This window comes from Modestobacter lacusdianchii, assembly GCF_054177765.1.
The window spans coordinates 1-14,668 of sequence record NZ_JBJJTJ010000048.1; the positions used below are offsets into that span (position 1 = coordinate 1).

16 protein-coding genes are annotated in these 14,668 nt (G+C 73.8%); 7 read left to right on the plus strand and 9 right to left on the minus strand.

The window, feature by feature from the left end; translation table 11 throughout:
* Positions 1-419 precede the first annotated feature (419 nt).
* Positions 420-1,241, plus strand: a complete 822-nt coding sequence (locus ACJTNH_RS20150; protein ID WP_458178952.1) for a formate/nitrite transporter family protein — start codon at positions 420-422, stop codon at positions 1,239-1,241.
* Here ACJTNH_RS20150 and ACJTNH_RS20155 read toward each other — a convergent pair.
* Positions 1,238-1,780, minus strand: a complete 543-nt coding sequence (locus tag ACJTNH_RS20155; protein ID WP_458178953.1) for a DUF1990 family protein — start codon at positions 1,778-1,780, stop codon at positions 1,238-1,240. The genes ACJTNH_RS20150 and ACJTNH_RS20155 overlap by 4 nt on opposite strands.
* A gap of 53 nt (positions 1,781-1,833) precedes the next feature.
* Between ACJTNH_RS20155 and ACJTNH_RS20160 the strand changes: the two genes are divergently transcribed.
* The 3 genes from ACJTNH_RS20160 (at position 1,834) to ACJTNH_RS20170 (ending at position 3,591) form a co-directional block, all read left to right on the plus strand.
* Positions 1,834-2,691 carry a HipA family kinase gene (locus tag ACJTNH_RS20160; RefSeq protein WP_458178955.1) on the plus strand — a complete coding sequence of 286 codons (858 nt, stop codon included), beginning with the start codon at positions 1,834-1,836 and terminating at the stop codon, positions 2,689-2,691.
* Complete coding sequence (locus ACJTNH_RS20165; RefSeq protein ID WP_458178957.1) at positions 2,688-3,083, plus strand: DUF3037 domain-containing protein; 396 nt, start codon at positions 2,688-2,690, stop codon at positions 3,081-3,083. The genes ACJTNH_RS20160 and ACJTNH_RS20165 overlap by 4 nt, the downstream gene beginning before the upstream one ends.
* A gap of 124 nt (positions 3,084-3,207) precedes the next feature.
* Positions 3,208-3,591: a VOC family protein gene (locus ACJTNH_RS20170; protein ID WP_458178959.1), complete on the plus strand. Its 384-nt coding sequence runs from the start codon at positions 3,208-3,210 to the stop codon at positions 3,589-3,591.
* 5 nt (positions 3,592-3,596) lie between these two features.
* On the opposite strand, the gene ACJTNH_RS20175 is transcribed toward ACJTNH_RS20170, so the two are convergent.
* From ACJTNH_RS20175 to ACJTNH_RS20195, 5 genes are all read right to left on the minus strand, one after another.
* Positions 3,597-3,890 (minus strand): 4a-hydroxytetrahydrobiopterin dehydratase, encoded by a 294-nt coding sequence (locus ACJTNH_RS20175; RefSeq protein ID WP_458178961.1) that lies wholly within the window; start codon positions 3,888-3,890, stop codon positions 3,597-3,599.
* Positions 3,891-4,017: 127 nt separating this feature from the next.
* Positions 4,018-4,731: a phosphoadenylyl-sulfate reductase gene (locus ACJTNH_RS20180; RefSeq protein ID WP_458178963.1), complete on the minus strand. Its 714-nt coding sequence runs from the start codon at positions 4,729-4,731 to the stop codon at positions 4,018-4,020.
* Positions 4,728-4,898, minus strand: coding sequence for a hypothetical protein (locus tag ACJTNH_RS20185; RefSeq protein ID WP_222192220.1), 171 nt, complete (start codon positions 4,896-4,898; stop codon positions 4,728-4,730). Before ACJTNH_RS20185 ends, ACJTNH_RS20180 begins: the two co-directional genes overlap by 4 nt.
* A 2-nt stretch (positions 4,899-4,900) precedes the next feature.
* The gene (locus tag ACJTNH_RS20190) at positions 4,901-6,580 is read right to left on the minus strand and encodes a nitrite/sulfite reductase (protein WP_458178965.1); all 1,680 of its coding nucleotides are present in this window, start codon (positions 6,578-6,580) and stop codon (positions 4,901-4,903) included.
* A 216-nt stretch (positions 6,581-6,796) separates the two neighbouring features.
* Positions 6,797-7,279, minus strand: a complete 483-nt coding sequence (locus ACJTNH_RS20195) for an RrF2 family transcriptional regulator (protein WP_299953915.1) — start codon at positions 7,277-7,279, stop codon at positions 6,797-6,799.
* A gap of 27 nt (positions 7,280-7,306) precedes the next feature.
* Here ACJTNH_RS20195 and ACJTNH_RS20200 point away from each other — a divergent pair, with 27 nt between their 5' ends.
* Together ACJTNH_RS20200 and ACJTNH_RS20205 are read left to right on the plus strand one after the other, a co-directional pair.
* On the plus strand, positions 7,307-8,068 hold the full coding sequence (locus tag ACJTNH_RS20200; protein ID WP_458178967.1) for a (deoxy)nucleoside triphosphate pyrophosphohydrolase: 762 nt from the start codon (positions 7,307-7,309) through the stop codon (positions 8,066-8,068).
* Positions 8,069-8,253: 185 nt separating this feature from the next.
* Complete coding sequence (locus ACJTNH_RS20205; RefSeq protein WP_458178969.1) at positions 8,254-9,171, plus strand: endonuclease domain-containing protein; 918 nt, start codon at positions 8,254-8,256, stop codon at positions 9,169-9,171.
* A 132-nt stretch (positions 9,172-9,303) separates the two neighbouring features.
* Here the strand turns inward: ACJTNH_RS20205 and ACJTNH_RS20210 are convergent, their stop codons facing one another.
* From ACJTNH_RS20210 to ACJTNH_RS20220, 3 genes are all read right to left on the minus strand, one after another.
* Positions 9,304-10,662 carry a TldD/PmbA family protein gene (locus tag ACJTNH_RS20210; protein WP_458178971.1) on the minus strand — a complete coding sequence of 453 codons (1,359 nt, stop codon included), beginning with the start codon at positions 10,660-10,662 and terminating at the stop codon, positions 9,304-9,306.
* Positions 10,662-12,161 (minus strand): TldD/PmbA family protein, encoded by a 1,500-nt coding sequence (locus tag ACJTNH_RS20215; RefSeq protein ID WP_458178973.1) that lies wholly within the window; start codon positions 12,159-12,161, stop codon positions 10,662-10,664. Before ACJTNH_RS20215 ends, ACJTNH_RS20210 begins: the two co-directional genes overlap by 1 nt.
* A 114-nt stretch (positions 12,162-12,275) precedes the next feature.
* Positions 12,276-12,446 (minus strand): CsbD family protein, encoded by a 171-nt coding sequence (locus ACJTNH_RS20220; RefSeq protein ID WP_458178975.1) that lies wholly within the window; start codon positions 12,444-12,446, stop codon positions 12,276-12,278.
* A 359-nt stretch (positions 12,447-12,805) separates the two neighbouring features.
* On the opposite strand from ACJTNH_RS20220, the gene ACJTNH_RS20225 reads away from it, so the two are divergent.
* Positions 12,806-14,524, plus strand: a complete 1,719-nt coding sequence (locus ACJTNH_RS20225) for an ABC transporter family substrate-binding protein (RefSeq protein WP_458178977.1) — start codon at positions 12,806-12,808, stop codon at positions 14,522-14,524.
* Positions 14,525-14,668: the final 144 nt, after the last annotated feature.

Genomic DNA, 14,668 nt, shown 5'->3' on the forward strand with positions numbered 1-14,668 from the left:
GCTCGGCGCGGCGGGCGAGGGTGCCCGGCCCACCGAGGTGCCGGTGGTCTGACGGGGGAGGGGCACACGACGGGCCCGGTGGGCAGCGCCCCACCGGGCCCGTCGTGTCCCCGTCGCCTCGGCCCGCCGCGAGTCGGCGACCGGTGGGGGCGAGGGGACCCTTCCTCAGGCGGCCGCGGCACCGAACCGGCCGTGACCAGCTCCGCGCGGTCCCGCACCTCGTGCTGGGCAGCGCGGTGACCAGGTCGGCGGCGAGCGCGGCACCGTCGTCGGCGCGCCCGCCGGCCGGGATCCCGGTGCTCCGGTCAGCCCTCCCTGAGCCGGGGTGCTCCGGCGGGTGTGCGTGCAGCGCGACCGGGTAAGGCCGCCCGGACCGCGGCGGCTCGTGCCCCGTGCCGCCGAGGTGAGGAGGATCGATCGTGACCGTCGACGAGGAGCGCGCCCGCGAGGAGCTCGGCGAGACGGAGGGCTCCACCGAGGACGAGCTGCAGCAGGCCTTCGACACCATCGTCAGCGAGGGCGCCCAGCGACTGCACCGCAGCTGGCGGGAGGTGCTCACCACCGGCACCGCCGGGGGTCTGGAGGTGGGCACCGGTGTGCTGCTGCTGTTCGCCGTCTACGCCGAGACCGACAGCCACCTGCTGGCCGGCATCGCCTTCTCGGTCGGCTTCATCGCCCTGCTGCTGGCCCGCAGCGAGCTGTTCACCGAGGGCTTCCTCGTCCCGGTGACCGCGGTCGCCGCCGGCCGGGCCGACGTCGGGCAGCTGGCGAAGCTGTGGAGCGGCACCCTGCTGACGAACCTCGCCGGCGGGTGGCTGTTCATGTGGCTCGTCGTGCGGGCCTTCCCCGACCTGCGGAGCACGGCCATCGAGAGCGCCGTCCACTTCGTGGACGCCCCGCTGGACCTGCAGTCCGCGTCCCTGGCCGTGCTGGCCGGCATCGCGATCACGCTGATGACCCGGATGCAGCACGGCACCGAGTCCGACCCGGCGAAGATCGTGGCCGCGGTCGCCGGCGGGTTCGTGCTCGCCGGGCTGCAGCTGTTCCACTCGGTCCTGGACTCGCTGATCGTCTTCGCCGCGCTGCACGCCGGGGCGCCGTTCGGCTACGGCGACTGGCTGGCCTGGTTCTGGTACACCACCCTGCTGAACATGGCCGGCGGCCTGCTGGTGGTCACCCTGCTGCGGCTGGTGCGCAGCAAGGAGATGATCAAGAACGAACGGGCCCAGGCAGGCGCCTAGCGCGCCGAGCGGCGCATCGCCGTCACGTAGCGGTCCAGGGCGAGGGTCTGCACCCGGCCGCTCACCGGACCGCCCAGCCGGGCCAGCGGCGTGGCCAGCCGGGAGAAGGCCCGCAGGGTGTAGACGACGTCACCGTCGGGACGCCGGGTGACGACGAAGGACTCCTCGCCGCTCTCCGGGTGCCCGGGCAGCGTGCCGTAGCCGAACCCGCGGCGGTCGGGCTCGTCGAGGACCCAGACCACCCGGCACGGGATGTCCAGGCCCAGGCGGCGGAGGCCGGCGGTCATCAGGACGACGGTGCCCGGGGTGCTGGCCGGGCCGTCGGCCTGGATCCGCAGCCCGGCACCGCGCTGCGCCGTCCAGCGGAACACCGCGGCCGACGCCCGGTCGAAGGCGGCCGCACCCGAACCGATGACGTGCTCGCGCTCGACGTGGTGGTAGCCACCCGGCAGGTCGCCCTCCCGCGTCGCGCCGACCTCGGGGTAGGTGAACGGGGCGTCGGCCAGCTGGGCGAGCGACATCGCGCGGAGGAGTCCCACGCGGTCCAGTCTCCCCGGGCGGCCCGGCGGTGCCCGGTAGGGTCCAGCGCACTGTGCTCGCCGCCGTCTCCGCCACCCGCTACGTCACCCCGCTGCGCGAGGGTGGCTCCCTGCCGGGGCTCATGGAGGCCGACGACCTGGGCACCTACGTGGTCAAGTGGCGGGCCGCCGGGCAGGGCGTGAAGGTGCTGGCGGCCGAGGTGGTCTGCGGTGAGCTCGCCCGCCGGCTGGCGCTGCCGGTGCCCGCCCTCGTGACGGTGGACGTCGTCCCGGAGCTCGCGGTGGGCGAGCCGGACTTCGAGGTCCAGGAGCTGCTGCGCAACTCCGCCGGGGTGAACCTCGGCATGGACTACCTGCCCGGGGCGCTGGACTTCGAGGCCGGCGCGGCCCAGGTGGAGCCCGAGCTGGCCGGGCGGGTGGTCTGGTTCGACGCGCTGGTCGGCAACGTCGACCGCTCGTGGCGCAACCCGAACATGCTGTTCTGGCACCGCCGGCTGCACCTGATCGACCACGGTGCCGCGCTGACCTTCCACCACAACTGGCCGGGCGCCGCGGCGTGGGTGGCGCGCGCCTACGACGCCGCCCAGCACGCGCTGGTCGAGTGCGCCCCCGACGTGCGGGCCGCCGACGCCGCGCTGGCTCCGCGGGTCACCCGTCCGCTGCTCACCGAGGTGCTCGCCCAGGTGCCCGACGCCTGGCTGGAGGGCCCCGAGCCGGACGAGCCCGCCGACCGGGTGCGCGGCCGCTACGTCGAGCAGCTGCTGGCCCGGCTGGCCGCCCGCGACGCCTGGTTGCCCGGTGTGCTGGCGGCGGCCGCAGCCGGCGGCGCCGGGCGGGGAAGCGCCCCACGCGGCCAGAACCGGCCGTCGTGGCTGGGCCCGCCGCCGCCGGAGGGGGTGACCCAACGATGAGCCCCCGGGACACCTTCGAGTACGCGGTGCTGCGGGTCGTGCCCCGGGTCGAACGGGGTGAGTCGCTGAACGCGGGCGTGCTCGTCTACTGCCGGCAGCGCGACTACCTCGGCTCCCGCGTGCACCTGGACGCCGACCGGCTGCGTGCCCTCGACCCGACGGCGGACCCGGCGGCGATCACCGCCGCGCTGCAAGCCGCCGCGGACGTCTGCTCGGCGGCGGTGGCCTCCGGGGCGGCGGGCCGGGAGGCACTGGGCTCCCGGTTCCGCTGGCTGACCGCGCCCCGCAGCACCGTCGTCCAGCCCGGCCCGGTGCACACCGGGCTGACCACCGACCCCGACGCCGAGGCCGACCGGCTGCTGCGGCTGCTGGTGCTGCCCGTCGAGGGCTGAGGACGACAGCGGCGGCGGGTCGTGGTCGGCGACCACGGCTCCCCTGGGCGCACCGACGGCCGCGCCGGGGCACGTGCCGCTCGCATCGGACGGTCCTGTCGGACCCACCCGGTAGACCTCCGGCATGGAGATCACCGCGGTGGGCGTCGCCGCCACCGACCTACGCCGGTCCGTCGCCTTCTACGAGCTGCTCGGGTTCCGCTTCCCACCGTTCGGCGACCAGGACGAGCACGTCGAGGCAGAGGCGGGCTCCGGCGCCCGGCTGATGATCGACGGCGCCGCGATGATGGCCGGCCTGCTCGGCGAGCCGCCCCGGCCGGGCAACCTGGCCGTCTTCGCCACGCGCCTCGCGACGCCGGCCGAGGTCGATGCGGTCACCGGCCGGGTGGCCGCGGCCGGGCACGCCGTCGTCACGCAGCCCTGGGACGCCCCGTGGGGGCAGCGGTACGCCACGGTGGCCGACCCCGACGGTCACCGGGTCGACCTGTACGCGGCGCTGACGTCCTGACCGGGTCAGCCGGGGAAGAGGGCGTCGACCCGGCGGGCCAGCTCCAGGTCCAGGTCGGTGAGGCCACCGGCGGAGTGGGTGACCACCGCGACCCGCACCGTCGTCCAGCGCAGGTCGAGGTCGGGGTGGTGGTCCAGCAGCTCGGCCACGTCGGCGATCATGCTGATCGCCTCGACCGCGGCCCGGAAGGTCGGCAGCTCGATGGTGCGCTCGATGCCGTCGGTGCCGCCCGACCAGAGCGGCAGACCGCCCAGCGCGGCGGTGACGTCGTCGGGGGAGAGGCGCGGAGGACGCGGCATGCGCCGATCATGCCCGCTGGAACGGCCTCGTCCCAGGGCCCCGCGACGTGCCGAGCGCGTCGTGGGCTTCGGCCCCTCCTCAGGGGCCCGCCCTGAGCCTGCGAAGGGTGCGGGGAGGGGGTCTCTCTCAGGTGTGCAGCCCGCACTCGACCTTGTTCTTGCCGGCCCAGCGGCCGGCGCGCGGGTCCTCGCCGGGGGCGACCGGGCGGGTGCAGGGGGCACAGCCGATCGAGGCGTACCCGATCTCCGACAGCGGGTTCACCGGCACCTGGTGCTCGGCGATGTACGCGTCGACGTGCTCCTGCGTCCAGGCGGCCAGCGGGTTGACCTTGACCATGCCGCGCTTGGCGTCCCAGTCGACGACCTTCGTGCCCGTGCGGGTGGCCGACTCGTCGCGGCGCACACCCGAGCCCCAGGCGGTGAAGCCGGCCAGCGCCTGCGCCAGCGGCTGCACCTTGCGCAGCGAGCAGCACAGGTCCGGGTCGCGCTCGTAGAGCCTCGCGCCGTGCGCGGCGTCCTGCTGCGCGACGGTCTGCAGCGGCTGGACGTCGTGCAGCGTGATCGGCAGCACGCTGGTGATCCAGTCGCGGGTGCCGATCGTCTCGGCGAAGTGGTAGCCGGTGTTCAGGAACACGACGTTCACCCCGGGAACGGCGCGGCTGGCCAGGTGCGCCAGCAGCCCGTCGGCCATGGACGAGGTGATCGCGAAGGAGTCGCCGAACGTCTCCCCGGCCCAGCTGAGCACGGCCAGCGCCTGCTCGACCGGGTCGGTGATGCCCTCGAAGCGGGCATCGGCCTCGGCGGCCAGCTCCGGTGTCGGCTGCGCGACGGCGGTGGTCACGGTCGGTTCACCCCAGTTCCGGTCAGGTGCACGGTGAAGGTGCGCAGGCACGACGTGCAGTGCCAGCCCTCACCCTCCGGGACGAGCTCCTCGTCGCCGCAGTACGGGCAGTGGAACACCGGCAACTGCCGGGTCCTTCCCCGCCGCGGCTCGCCCTCCTCCGACATGGTCAGACCAGCCACTCCTCGTCGGCCCGTGCGACGTACTGGGCGAAGCGCTCGCCCGGCTCGCGCCGGTCGAGGTAGCCGCGCAGCACCCGCTCGCAGTAGTCCGCCGTCTCGTCCTTGGTGATCTTGTGGCCGCGGAACTTGCGGCCGAAGGAGGCCTCGACGCCGAGGTGACCGCCCAGGTGCACCTGGAAGCCCTCGACGCTCTCGCCCTCGGCGTTGCGGACGATCATGCCCTTGAAGCCGATGTCCGCGGTCTGGAAGCGGGCGCAGCTGTTCGGGCAGCCGTTGACGTTGATCCCGATCGGCTCGTCGAAGTCCGGCAGCCGCCGCTCGAGCTCGGCGTACAGCTCCTGGGCGTGCGCCTTGGTCTCGACGATCGCCAGCTTGCAGAACTCCAGGCCGGTGCAGGCCATGGTGCCGCGGCGGAAGGCGCTCGGGCGCACCAGCAGGTCGTGCTCGGCCAGGGCGTCGACCAGCTCCTCGACGCGGGCGTCGGGGACGTCCAGGATCACCAGCTTCTGCTGGGTCGTCGTCCGGATCCGGCCGCCCTGGGTGCCGTACTCCTCGGCCAGGTCGGCGATCCGGGTGAGCAGGCTGCCGCTGATCCGGCCGGTGCGCAGCGCGAAGCCGACGGCGTTGTTGCCGTCCTTCTGCCTGCTGACACCCACGTGGTCACGCTGGTCGTGCTCGGCCGGCGCCGGTGCCGGGCCGTCGGGCAGCTCGAACCGGAGGTACTCGTCCTGCAGCACCTGGCGGAACTTCTCCGGGCCCCAGTCGGCCATCAGGAACTTGATCCGCGCGTGGTTGCGGGAGCGGCGGTAGCCGTAGTCGCGGAAGATCGAGGTGCACCCGGCCCAGACGTCGGTGACCTGGTCGGGGCGGACGAAGACCCCGATCCGCTTGGCGAACATCGGGTTGGTCGACAGGCCGCCACCGACCCACAGGTCGTAGCCGGCCTCGCCGTCCTCGTTGACCACGCCGACGAACGAGACGTCGTCGATCTCGGGCTCGGTGCAGTGGTCGACGCAGCCGGACATCGACGTCTTCCACTTGCGCGGCAGGTTGCTGAACTCGGGGCTGCCGACGTACTTCGCGACGGTCTGGGCCAGCACCTCGGAGGCGTCGAGCACCTCGTCCTCGAGCACCCCCGCCAGCGGGCAGCCGAGCATCACGCGCGGCACGTCGCCGCAGGCCTCCATCGTGCTGAGGCCGACCGACTCGAGCCGCCGCCAGATCTCCGGCACGTCCTCGATCCGGATCCAGTGGTACTGGACGTTCTGGCGGTCGGTGACGTCGGCGACGTCCCGGCCGAACTCGGTGCTGATGCCGCCGAGCACGCGGAGGGCCTCACTGGTCAGCTGCCCGCCGTCGATGCGGGCCCGCATCATGAAGTAGGAGTCCTCGAGCTCCTCGGCCTCCAGCACTGCGGTCTTGCCGCCGGGGATGCCCTGGGCGCGCTGGGTGTAGAGGCCCATCCAGCGCATCCGGCCGCGCAGGTCGCCGGGGTCGATGCCGTCGAAGCCGGTGTGCGCGTAGATGTCCAGGATCCGCTGACGGACGTCCAGCCCGTCGGAGTCCTTCTTCATCCGCTCGTTCGGGTTCAGCGGCTCGCGGTAGCCCAGCGCCCACTGGCCCTGTCCACGGACGGGGCGGTTGCTGCTGCGGGTGGGGGTCGACACGTCAGTCGTTCTCCTCTGCGCCGGCACGGGTGCGTGCGCGACGCGGCCGGGTGCGGGTGCAGCGGGGGCTGCGGGGGAGGGGCCGTGGTCAGCGCGGAGCGCGACAGGCGGCGCTGGAGACCCGCGCCAGATCGACGTGCAGCCGCGCCACGAGGAGCGCGCCGCAGTCCGTCACGGTTCGATCGTGCCACACCGGGGCGCCGGAGGGGTCGGGCCTCAGTCGGCGGCGGGGACGCCGAAGGACCGCCAGGCGCTCTCCAGCTCGATCATCTCGGCCACCTGGGGCGGCATGCGCCCGGCGACCACGTCGGCCAGCGTCACGTTCTCCAGCACCCGGCGGTAGGCCTCCCGCGCCGCCACCCAGACCGAGGCCAGCGGCTCGGCGGCGCCGGGGTACTCGACGTCCTCGGGGCGCTGGCCGTGCACCTCGGCGAGGAAGCCCTGCTCCACACGCATCACCCGGGCGATCGAGACCTCCGCCGGCGGCAGCGCCAGCCGGTACCCGCCCTCCCGGCCGCGCTGGCTGGTGACCAGCCGGGCGTGCTGCAGGTCGCCGAGGATCGCCTGCAGGAACCGGGCCGGGATGCCCTGGGCCTGCGCGATGCGGTCGGAGGTCAGCGACGCCGGCGCCACGGCAGCCAGCTCCACTGCCGCGCGCACGGCGTAGTCGACCCGGGCGGAGATGCGCACGGAGCCCATCCTGCCTGGTCTGCGAAGCTGGGCCGCGTGTCCCAGCTGCGGTTCACCACCTTGGTGGAGGCCCCGCTGACCGTCGCGTTCGACGTCGCGCGGTCACTCGGCCGGCCCTGGCCCCGGCCGCTGCGGGAGGTCGTCTCCGAGCGGCCGTGGCGCGACGTCTACGAGGCCGAGCTGAGCGGGCGGCGCCGGCTGGTGCACTCCCGCGAGTTCACCGCCACCGCCGCCGGCACGCTGGTGCACGAGCAGGTCGACTGGCAGACCGCGCTCCCGGGGCCGCTCGGCGGCCTGCTCGACGGGACCGTGCTGCGCCGCCGGCTGGTCCGGGCGATGCAGGCGCACCTGGACGCCTACGCGGCGGCCGCGGAGCGCCGGGCCCAGGAGGTCACCCAGGTGGTCGGCGCCGCGCTCGTCGACGACCGACGGCGGGTGCTGGTCGCCCAGCGCGGGTCGGGCCCGCTGGCCGGCCTCTGGGAGTTCCCGGGCGGCAAGGTCGAGCGCGGCGAGGCCGAGCTGGCCGCGCTCGTCCGGGAGTGCCGCGAGGAGCTGGCCGTCGGCATCGCACCGCAGGCCTTCCTCGGGGAGGTGCCGCTGGACGGAGTCGTCGCCGGCGGCGCTCCCGGCGCGTCGACGCTGCGGGTGTGGTGGGGGCGGATCACCGCCGGCGAGCTCGTCGCCCACGAGCACAGCGCGCTGCGCTGGCTGCCGGCCGAGGACCTCGAGGACCTGGACTGGATCCCGGCCGACCGCCCACTACTCCCCGCCGTCCAGTCCCTCCTCACCCGCCTCTGACCTCTCCCGCGCTTTCGCGCGATCAAGCCCGCGCGCTTTCGCGCGATCAAGCCCGCGCGCCTTCGCGCGATCAAGCCCGCGCGCCTTCGCGCGATCAAGCTCGCGCGCTTTCGCGCGATCAAACGCGCGCGCCTTCGCGCGCTCGAACGCGGGGCTGTGGACGACGGCCGCACCGACATGGGCGGATGCGCGACGCTGCGGCGGTGACGCCGACCCGCCGCTTCCTCGGAGGTCTCTTCGTCGGTTCCCACGCGCTCGCCGAGGGAGTGCTGACCAGGCGCCAGCTCGAGTCCGGGCTGTACCGCCGGGTGCTCCGCAACGTCTACGCAGACCCAGAGCTCAGGCACGACCACCGGCTGAGGGCCCGGGCGGCCGCGCTCCTGATGCCGGCCGAGGCCGCGCTGGGCGGGCGATCGGCAGCGGCTTGGTCCGGTGCGCCGTTCAGCTCTTCGGCTGATCCGGTCCTGGTCGTCGTCCCCCGCACGTGTCGGTGGAACGGACCGCGCGGCGTGCAGGTGCACCGGACCGACGTCCGACCGGCTGAGACCTGGCGGGACGAGGAGGGCGTTCGGGTCACGACCGCCGTTCGGACGGCCTGGGACGTAGCGACGCTGGAGCCCACGGCCACCGCGGTCGCCCTGCTGGACGGGATGCTGCGGCACGGGCGGCTGGAGGCGGACGGCCTGTCCATGGCGGCACTGTCGGCGGAGTTCCTGCGCCGACGCGGCCAGTGGGGCAGTCGGCGGGCGAACGCACTGCTCCCACTCGTCGACGACCGCGCCATGAGCCCACCCGAGTCGCGCGTCCGAGTGGCCTGCCACGTCGCCGGCCTGCCGCACCCAGTGCCGCAGTTCCGGGTGTACGAGGACGGCGTCTTCCTGGGGCAGGTCGACCTCGCGTGGCCGGAGGCGAAGCTGATCGTCGAGTACGAAGGTGCCTACCACTTCGACGGCGTCCAGATCGACAAGGACGACGCCAGGTACGACCGGTTGGTCCGGGCGGGCTGGCAGGTCGTCCGGCTGAGCTCCTCCGACCTGCGCGACCTCGACGCCGTCGTCGCCCGGATCCGGACGGTCCTCGCCGACGCCGGCGTCCTCAGCTGAGCCCCGCACCACCCACGTAGAAACCGCGCGTACTTGTTCGCGCGAAAACGCGCGTACTTGTTCGCGCGAAACCGCGCGTGCTCTTCCGCGCGAAGCCGCGCGTGCTTCATCGCGCGAAACCGCGGGAGGGGGTCAGCCGGCGGCGTTGCCGGTGATGTTCCAGGCGGCGAGGCGTACGGCGGGGACGGCGACCCGGTTGTAGCCCATCGGGCCCATCAGCCGGTACGGCTGCGGGTCGACCTCGGAGCCGACGACGACCGCCCCGGGCGCCAGCGCCTCCAGGTAGGACTGGGTGAACCGCAGCGTGCTCACCGGGGCCACCACCTGACCGTCCTCGACCAGCCAGACGCCGTTGCGGGTCAGCCCGGTCCAGACCGACCGCCGCGCCTCGACGACGCGGGTGTACCAGAGGTCGCTGACCAGCAGCCCGCGCTCCAGCCCGGCGACCAGGTCGGCCACGCTGCCGCCGGAGCCGGGGGAGAGCACCGGGTCACCAGCGACCGGGCCCCAGGTGGCGCTGACGTCCGAGGCGTGCCCGGACGGCGCCCGGTCCAGCGCCGCGGCGGTGCGCCGGTCGGTGGTCAGGCCCACGGGGACCCCGTCGCGCACCAGCTCGGTGCGGGCGGTGGGCGTGCCCTCGGTGTCGAAGGGCAGGCCCACGCCGGCGGACGGGTCGTCGGTGAGGGTGACGGCCGGGTCGAACTGCTGGTCGCCCAGCCGCAGCCCCGAGGTCCCGTCGACGACGGCCTTGCCGTTGAACTGGCCGCTGATGAGCCCGCCGACCAGGTCGGTGACCGCGGCCGGCTCCAGCACGACCGGGTAGGAGCCGGGGTCGACCGGGACGGCGTCCACCCCGGCGCGTGCCTTGGCCGCGGCCCGGGCCCCGAGCGCGGCGCAGTCGAGGTCGGCGAGCCGCCCCGACATCGACCGCGCGACGCCGTCGGCGCCGGAGAGCCGGGCTATGCCGTCGCAGATCGCCGAGGTGGTCGCGCCGCGCAGGTGCCGGCCGGCGGTGTCGGCGAGCACGGTGCGCAGCGCGGCGGTCTGCACGAAGCCGGCGGTGCTCAGCCCGCCCGCGGCGGCGACGAAGGCGGCGACGCCGGCGGCCCGGTCGGCGGGGGAGGCGGCCGCGGTCGCCTCGTCCGGGGAGCCGGCGGAGGTCAGCGGGGCCGGCTCGCCGAGACCGGGCCAGCCGGGGTCGCGGGGGCGCAGCCGGGCGGCGGCGAGGGTGGCCGCGACGAGGGCGGCCACCGCCTCGGGGCGGGAGCGGGTGGTCGCGGCGGTCGCCGTCCGGCCGCCGTCGACGGTGAGCTGCAGGTGCAGCGTCACCTGCTCGTCGGCGACGTTCTGGTGGATCGCCGAGTCGGCGAACCGGGTCAGGGCGAGCGCCGAGCGCTCGGCGCGGACGGTGGCCGCGGCGTCGGCGCCGGCCTGCCGACGCACCTCGTCGAGCACGGCACCGGCCAGGTCGTCCAGCGTGGGGGAGGGCATCAGCCGCGCACCCCCACCCGGACGCCGGAGAAGCGGGCCGGCGCGGCGCCGTGGCCGGTGTGGCCGACCTGCCCGGGCTGCCCCTTGCCGCAGTTCGGCGTGCCCCAGGCCCGCCACTCACCCGGCGCGCGGCCGGCGAGCATGTCCAGCGACGACCAGAAGCGTGGCCCGATGCCGGTGTAGGAGGGGTTCTTGAGCATCCGGCCCTTCCGGCCGTTGCGCACCTCCCAGCCGATCTCGCAGCCGAACTGGAAGTTGAGCCGGCGGTCGTCGATCGACCAGGAGCGGTTGTGCTCCATGAGCACGCCGTCGTCGGTGGCGGCGATCATCTCCTCCAGCGTGTGCGGGCCGGGCTCGAGCCCGACGTTGGTCATCCGGACCATCGGCAGCCGCGCGTACCCGTCGGCGCGCACCGAGCCCGCGTAGCCCAGCCCGGCGAGGGCGGCGGAGTCGCGGCCGGCCAGCACGCCCACCCAGGTGCCGTTGCGCACCGCGTCGCGGGCGGTGGCGGGGGTGCCCTCGTCGTCGTACCCGAAGGAGCCGAGCGCCCCGGGGATGGTCGGGTCGATGGTGATGTTCATCAGCTCGGAGCCGAAGCGCAGCGAGCCCAGCTGGGAGAGGTCGAGCCAGGAGGTGCCGGCGAAGGCGGCCTCCCAGCCGAGGATCCGGTCGAGCTCGATGGCGTGCCCGACGGACTCGTGGATCTGCAACGACATCTGCTCCCCGCCCAGCAGCAGGGTGGTCTCACCCGAGGGGCACGCGGGCGCGGTGAGCAGCTCCTGGCACTCGGCGGCGATCCGGTCGGCGTGACCGGGCAGGTCGAGCTCCCGGACCAGCTCCCAGCCGCGGGTGCCGTACTGGCCGCGGAAGGCCGGGTACGAGCGGCGCTGGGTCTCCCCGTCGCCGACGGTGAGGCAGTGCATGCCGGCACCGGTCTCCCGGACGTGCTGGCCGATCCGGGCGCCCTCGCTGGAGACGAAGGCGGTGCGGGTGTCCCAGGCCTGGTGCAACGCCTCGGCCACCGCGACACCGGCGGCCCGCATGGTCGCGGTGACGCCGGTGAGCAGGTCGCCCTTCTCCGCCAGCGGGACGGCGAAGGGGTCCTCCAGGCACTCACTGGCCCACTCGGCCTGCACGGCGGGGACGGCGACCAGCTCCATCGGCGGCCCGGGGACGGCGGCCGAGGCCTGCGCGATCGCGGTGGCCCGGGCGCCGGTGCGCCGGGCGTCGGCGTCCCCGGCCGGGTCGCCGAGGGCGGCGAACCCCCACGAGGAGCCGACCAGTGCGCGGACGCCCAGCCCGACGGAGGCGGTCTGGGAGAGCGAGCGGACGTCGCCGTCCCGGGCGGTCATCGACTCGTGCCTGCGGTCGACCAGCCGGGCGTCGGCGTACCGGGCGCCGGCCGCCAGCGCGGCCTCGACGGCGGCCGTGGCCGCCTCGAACGCGGCCGGCTCCACGGCGGCGGCCACACCGCCGGTTTCATTAGCGATGCTCATCATCGCCGTCCATCTTCCGCCCGGGACGGGCTGCGGCACAAGCACCCGTGGCGCACGAGAGCGCCGCCCCGGCGTGCCGGGACGGCGCTCTCGCGGTCGATCAGTGGCCGCAGCGGCTCACTTGAAGACGTCCTTGACCTTCTCGCCGGCCTGCTTGGCGTTCCCGGCGGCCTGATCGCCCCGGCCCTCGGCCTGCAGGTCCTGGTCGTCGGTGGCGTTGCCCACAGCCTCCTTGCCCTGACCGGACAGCTCCTGGGCCTTGTTCTTCATCTTGTCCACGGCGCTCATGGGTCCTCCTGGCTCGACGGTGTCGAGGGCTCGGTACCCCCGTGGCGGGGTGGCACACCCACATGATCAATTGCTGTCGAGTGGGCGCAGAACGGCCGGAAAGTGTCCTGTTGCAACCGCCGTATTGCGTCGCTGTTTCGTGTTCTCCCAGGTGGTCGTGAGCACAGGTCACAAAATGGTGACGGTCGTGGACTGCCTCTTCTGGCTCTGCCTAGGGTCTGCCCGTCGCTCCTGTCCGTCAGCGTCCCGACAGCTGCCTGACAGCGTGCGTTCACGCACGACCCCCAGTCCGCCCGGTGTCCGGGTCGGTCAGACCTGATCGTTCCTCCCGCTCGCGCGGGTCGAGGAGGCAATCCAACGTGAAGTTGAGCAAGCGCAGTGCGATGCTCATCGCGACCGGGCTCACCGGTGCGATGGCGCTGTCGGCCTGTGGCGGCGGCAGTGACGACGGTGGCGGCGACGGCGAGAGTGGCGCGTCCGGTCGCGTCGTCTTCGGTGAGTCCACGGACTTCCCGGAGAACCTCTACCCGAACATCGCGGCCGGCAACGCGACGTCGGTGGCCAACGTGCTGATCCGCGTCCTGCCCTCGCCGTACCACATCCAGCCCGACTTCACCGTCGAGTACAACGACGAGCTGCTGACCGAGGAGCCGACGCTCGAGGAGACCGACGGCGTCCAGGTCAACACCTACTCGATCAACCCGGACGCGGTGTGGAGCGACGGCACCCCGATCACCGCCGACGACTTCGCCTTCACCTGGAAGGCCAACCGCAGCGGTGACCCGGCCGACGGTGGTTGCCCCGCCGTCCTGTCGACCACCGGTTACGACATCATCGAGAGCGTCGAGGGCTCGGACGACGGCAAGACGGTCACCGTCACCTACACCACGCCCTTCGCCGACTGGCAGGGCAACTTCGAGAACCTGCTGCCGGCCCACCTCATGGACAACGAGGACCCGGTCGCGCTCTGCGAGACGATCACCAACGGCTGGCCGATCTCCGAGGGCATGCCGGAGAACATCTCCGGTGGCCCCTGGCAGGTGTCGAACATCGACGCCGGCACCCAGGTCATCGTGCTCACCCCCAACCCCGAGTGGTGGGGCGACGGGCCGAACCTCGAGCAGCTGATCATCCAGAACATCGGCAACGACCCGACGACCGCCGTCCAGGGCATCCAGTCCGGTGAGCTCGGCGTGATCTACCCGCAGCCGCAGCTCGACCTGGTCGAGCAGATCCAGGCGCTGGAGCCGAACGTCGAGAGCGAGATCAACTTCGGTCTCTCCTTCGAGCACGTCGACTTCAACACCCAGGACCCGCACCTGGCCGACCCGAACGTCCGCAAGGCGTTCGCCTACGCGCTGGACCGTGAGGAGATCGTCGACCAGACCGTCGGCCAGTTCTCCAGCGACGCGCAGGTCCTCAACAACCGGATCTGGCTGAACACCCAGCCCGAGTACGAGGACACCGCGCCGGAGGAGGTCACCACGCAGAGCGTCGACGCCGCCCGCGCGCTGCTCGAGCAGTCCGGCTACACCGCCGGTGCCGACGGGATCTACACCCACCCCCAGCGTGGCCCGCTGAACATCCAGATCGACACCACGGCCAACAACCCGCTGCGGCAGACGACGATCGAGGTGATGATCCCGCAGCTGCGCGAGGCGGGCATCAACGCGACGTTCAACGCCAACCCGGACATCTTCGCCGGTGCCGAGCAGCCGACCAGCCTCGAGGCCGGCGGTTTCCAGGCCGCGCTCTTCGCGTGGGTGGGCAACCCGTTCGTCACCTCGGCGCAGTCGATCTACCAGACGCCGCAGGGCGACAACATCCAGCAGAACTACTCGCGGGTCGGGACGCCGGAGATCGACGCCCTCTTCGCGGAGCTGGCCACCGAGCCGGAGCGCGAGCGGCAGGCGGAGCTGGGCAACCAGATCGACGCCCTGCTGTGGGACCAGATGGCCACCATCCCGCTGTACCAGAAGCCGACCTTCATCGCGTACCAGTCCTCGATCGAAGGGGTGCAGGACAACCCCACCGAGGCCGGCCCGCTGTGGAACTCGCAGACCTGGTCCATCCAGTGACCTCGGTCCACTGAGCAGCACCTGCACCGAGCACCACCCGCACTGAGCACCACCGGCCCCGGGGGGGCCGGCCCGCGGCGGGGCGGGGGGGGGGGGGGCCCCCGCCGCGGGGGCCCCGCGGCGGGGGGGGGGGGGGGTGGGGGG

What these genes read in the sequence shown, in the direction of transcription:
- ACJTNH_RS20175 (WP_458178961.1), bottom strand. Translation starts at nt 3,890, where the DNA reads ATGCCGCGTCCTCCGCGCCTCTCCCCCGACGACGTCACCGCCGCGCTG.
- ACJTNH_RS20205 (WP_458178969.1), top strand. Translation starts at nt 8,254, where the DNA reads ATGCGCGACGCTGCGGCGGTGACGCCGACCCGCCGCTTCCTCGGAGGT.
- ACJTNH_RS20185 (WP_222192220.1), bottom strand. Translation starts at nt 4,898, where the DNA reads ATGTCGGAGGAGGGCGAGCCGCGGCGGGGAAGGACCCGGCAGTTGCCG.
- ACJTNH_RS20215 (WP_458178973.1), bottom strand. Translation starts at nt 12,161, where the DNA reads ATGATGAGCATCGCTAATGAAACCGGCGGTGTGGCCGCCGCCGTGGAG.
- ACJTNH_RS20220 (WP_458178975.1), bottom strand. Translation starts at nt 12,446, where the DNA reads ATGAGCGCCGTGGACAAGATGAAGAACAAGGCCCAGGAGCTGTCCGGT.
- ACJTNH_RS20195 (WP_299953915.1), bottom strand. Translation starts at nt 7,279, where the DNA reads ATGGGCTCCGTGCGCATCTCCGCCCGGGTCGACTACGCCGTGCGCGCG.
- ACJTNH_RS20210 (WP_458178971.1), bottom strand. Translation starts at nt 10,662, where the DNA reads ATGCCCTCCCCCACGCTGGACGACCTGGCCGGTGCCGTGCTCGACGAG.
- ACJTNH_RS20165 (WP_458178957.1), top strand. Translation starts at nt 2,688, where the DNA reads ATGAGCCCCCGGGACACCTTCGAGTACGCGGTGCTGCGGGTCGTGCCC.
- ACJTNH_RS20170 (WP_458178959.1), top strand. Translation starts at nt 3,208, where the DNA reads ATGGAGATCACCGCGGTGGGCGTCGCCGCCACCGACCTACGCCGGTCC.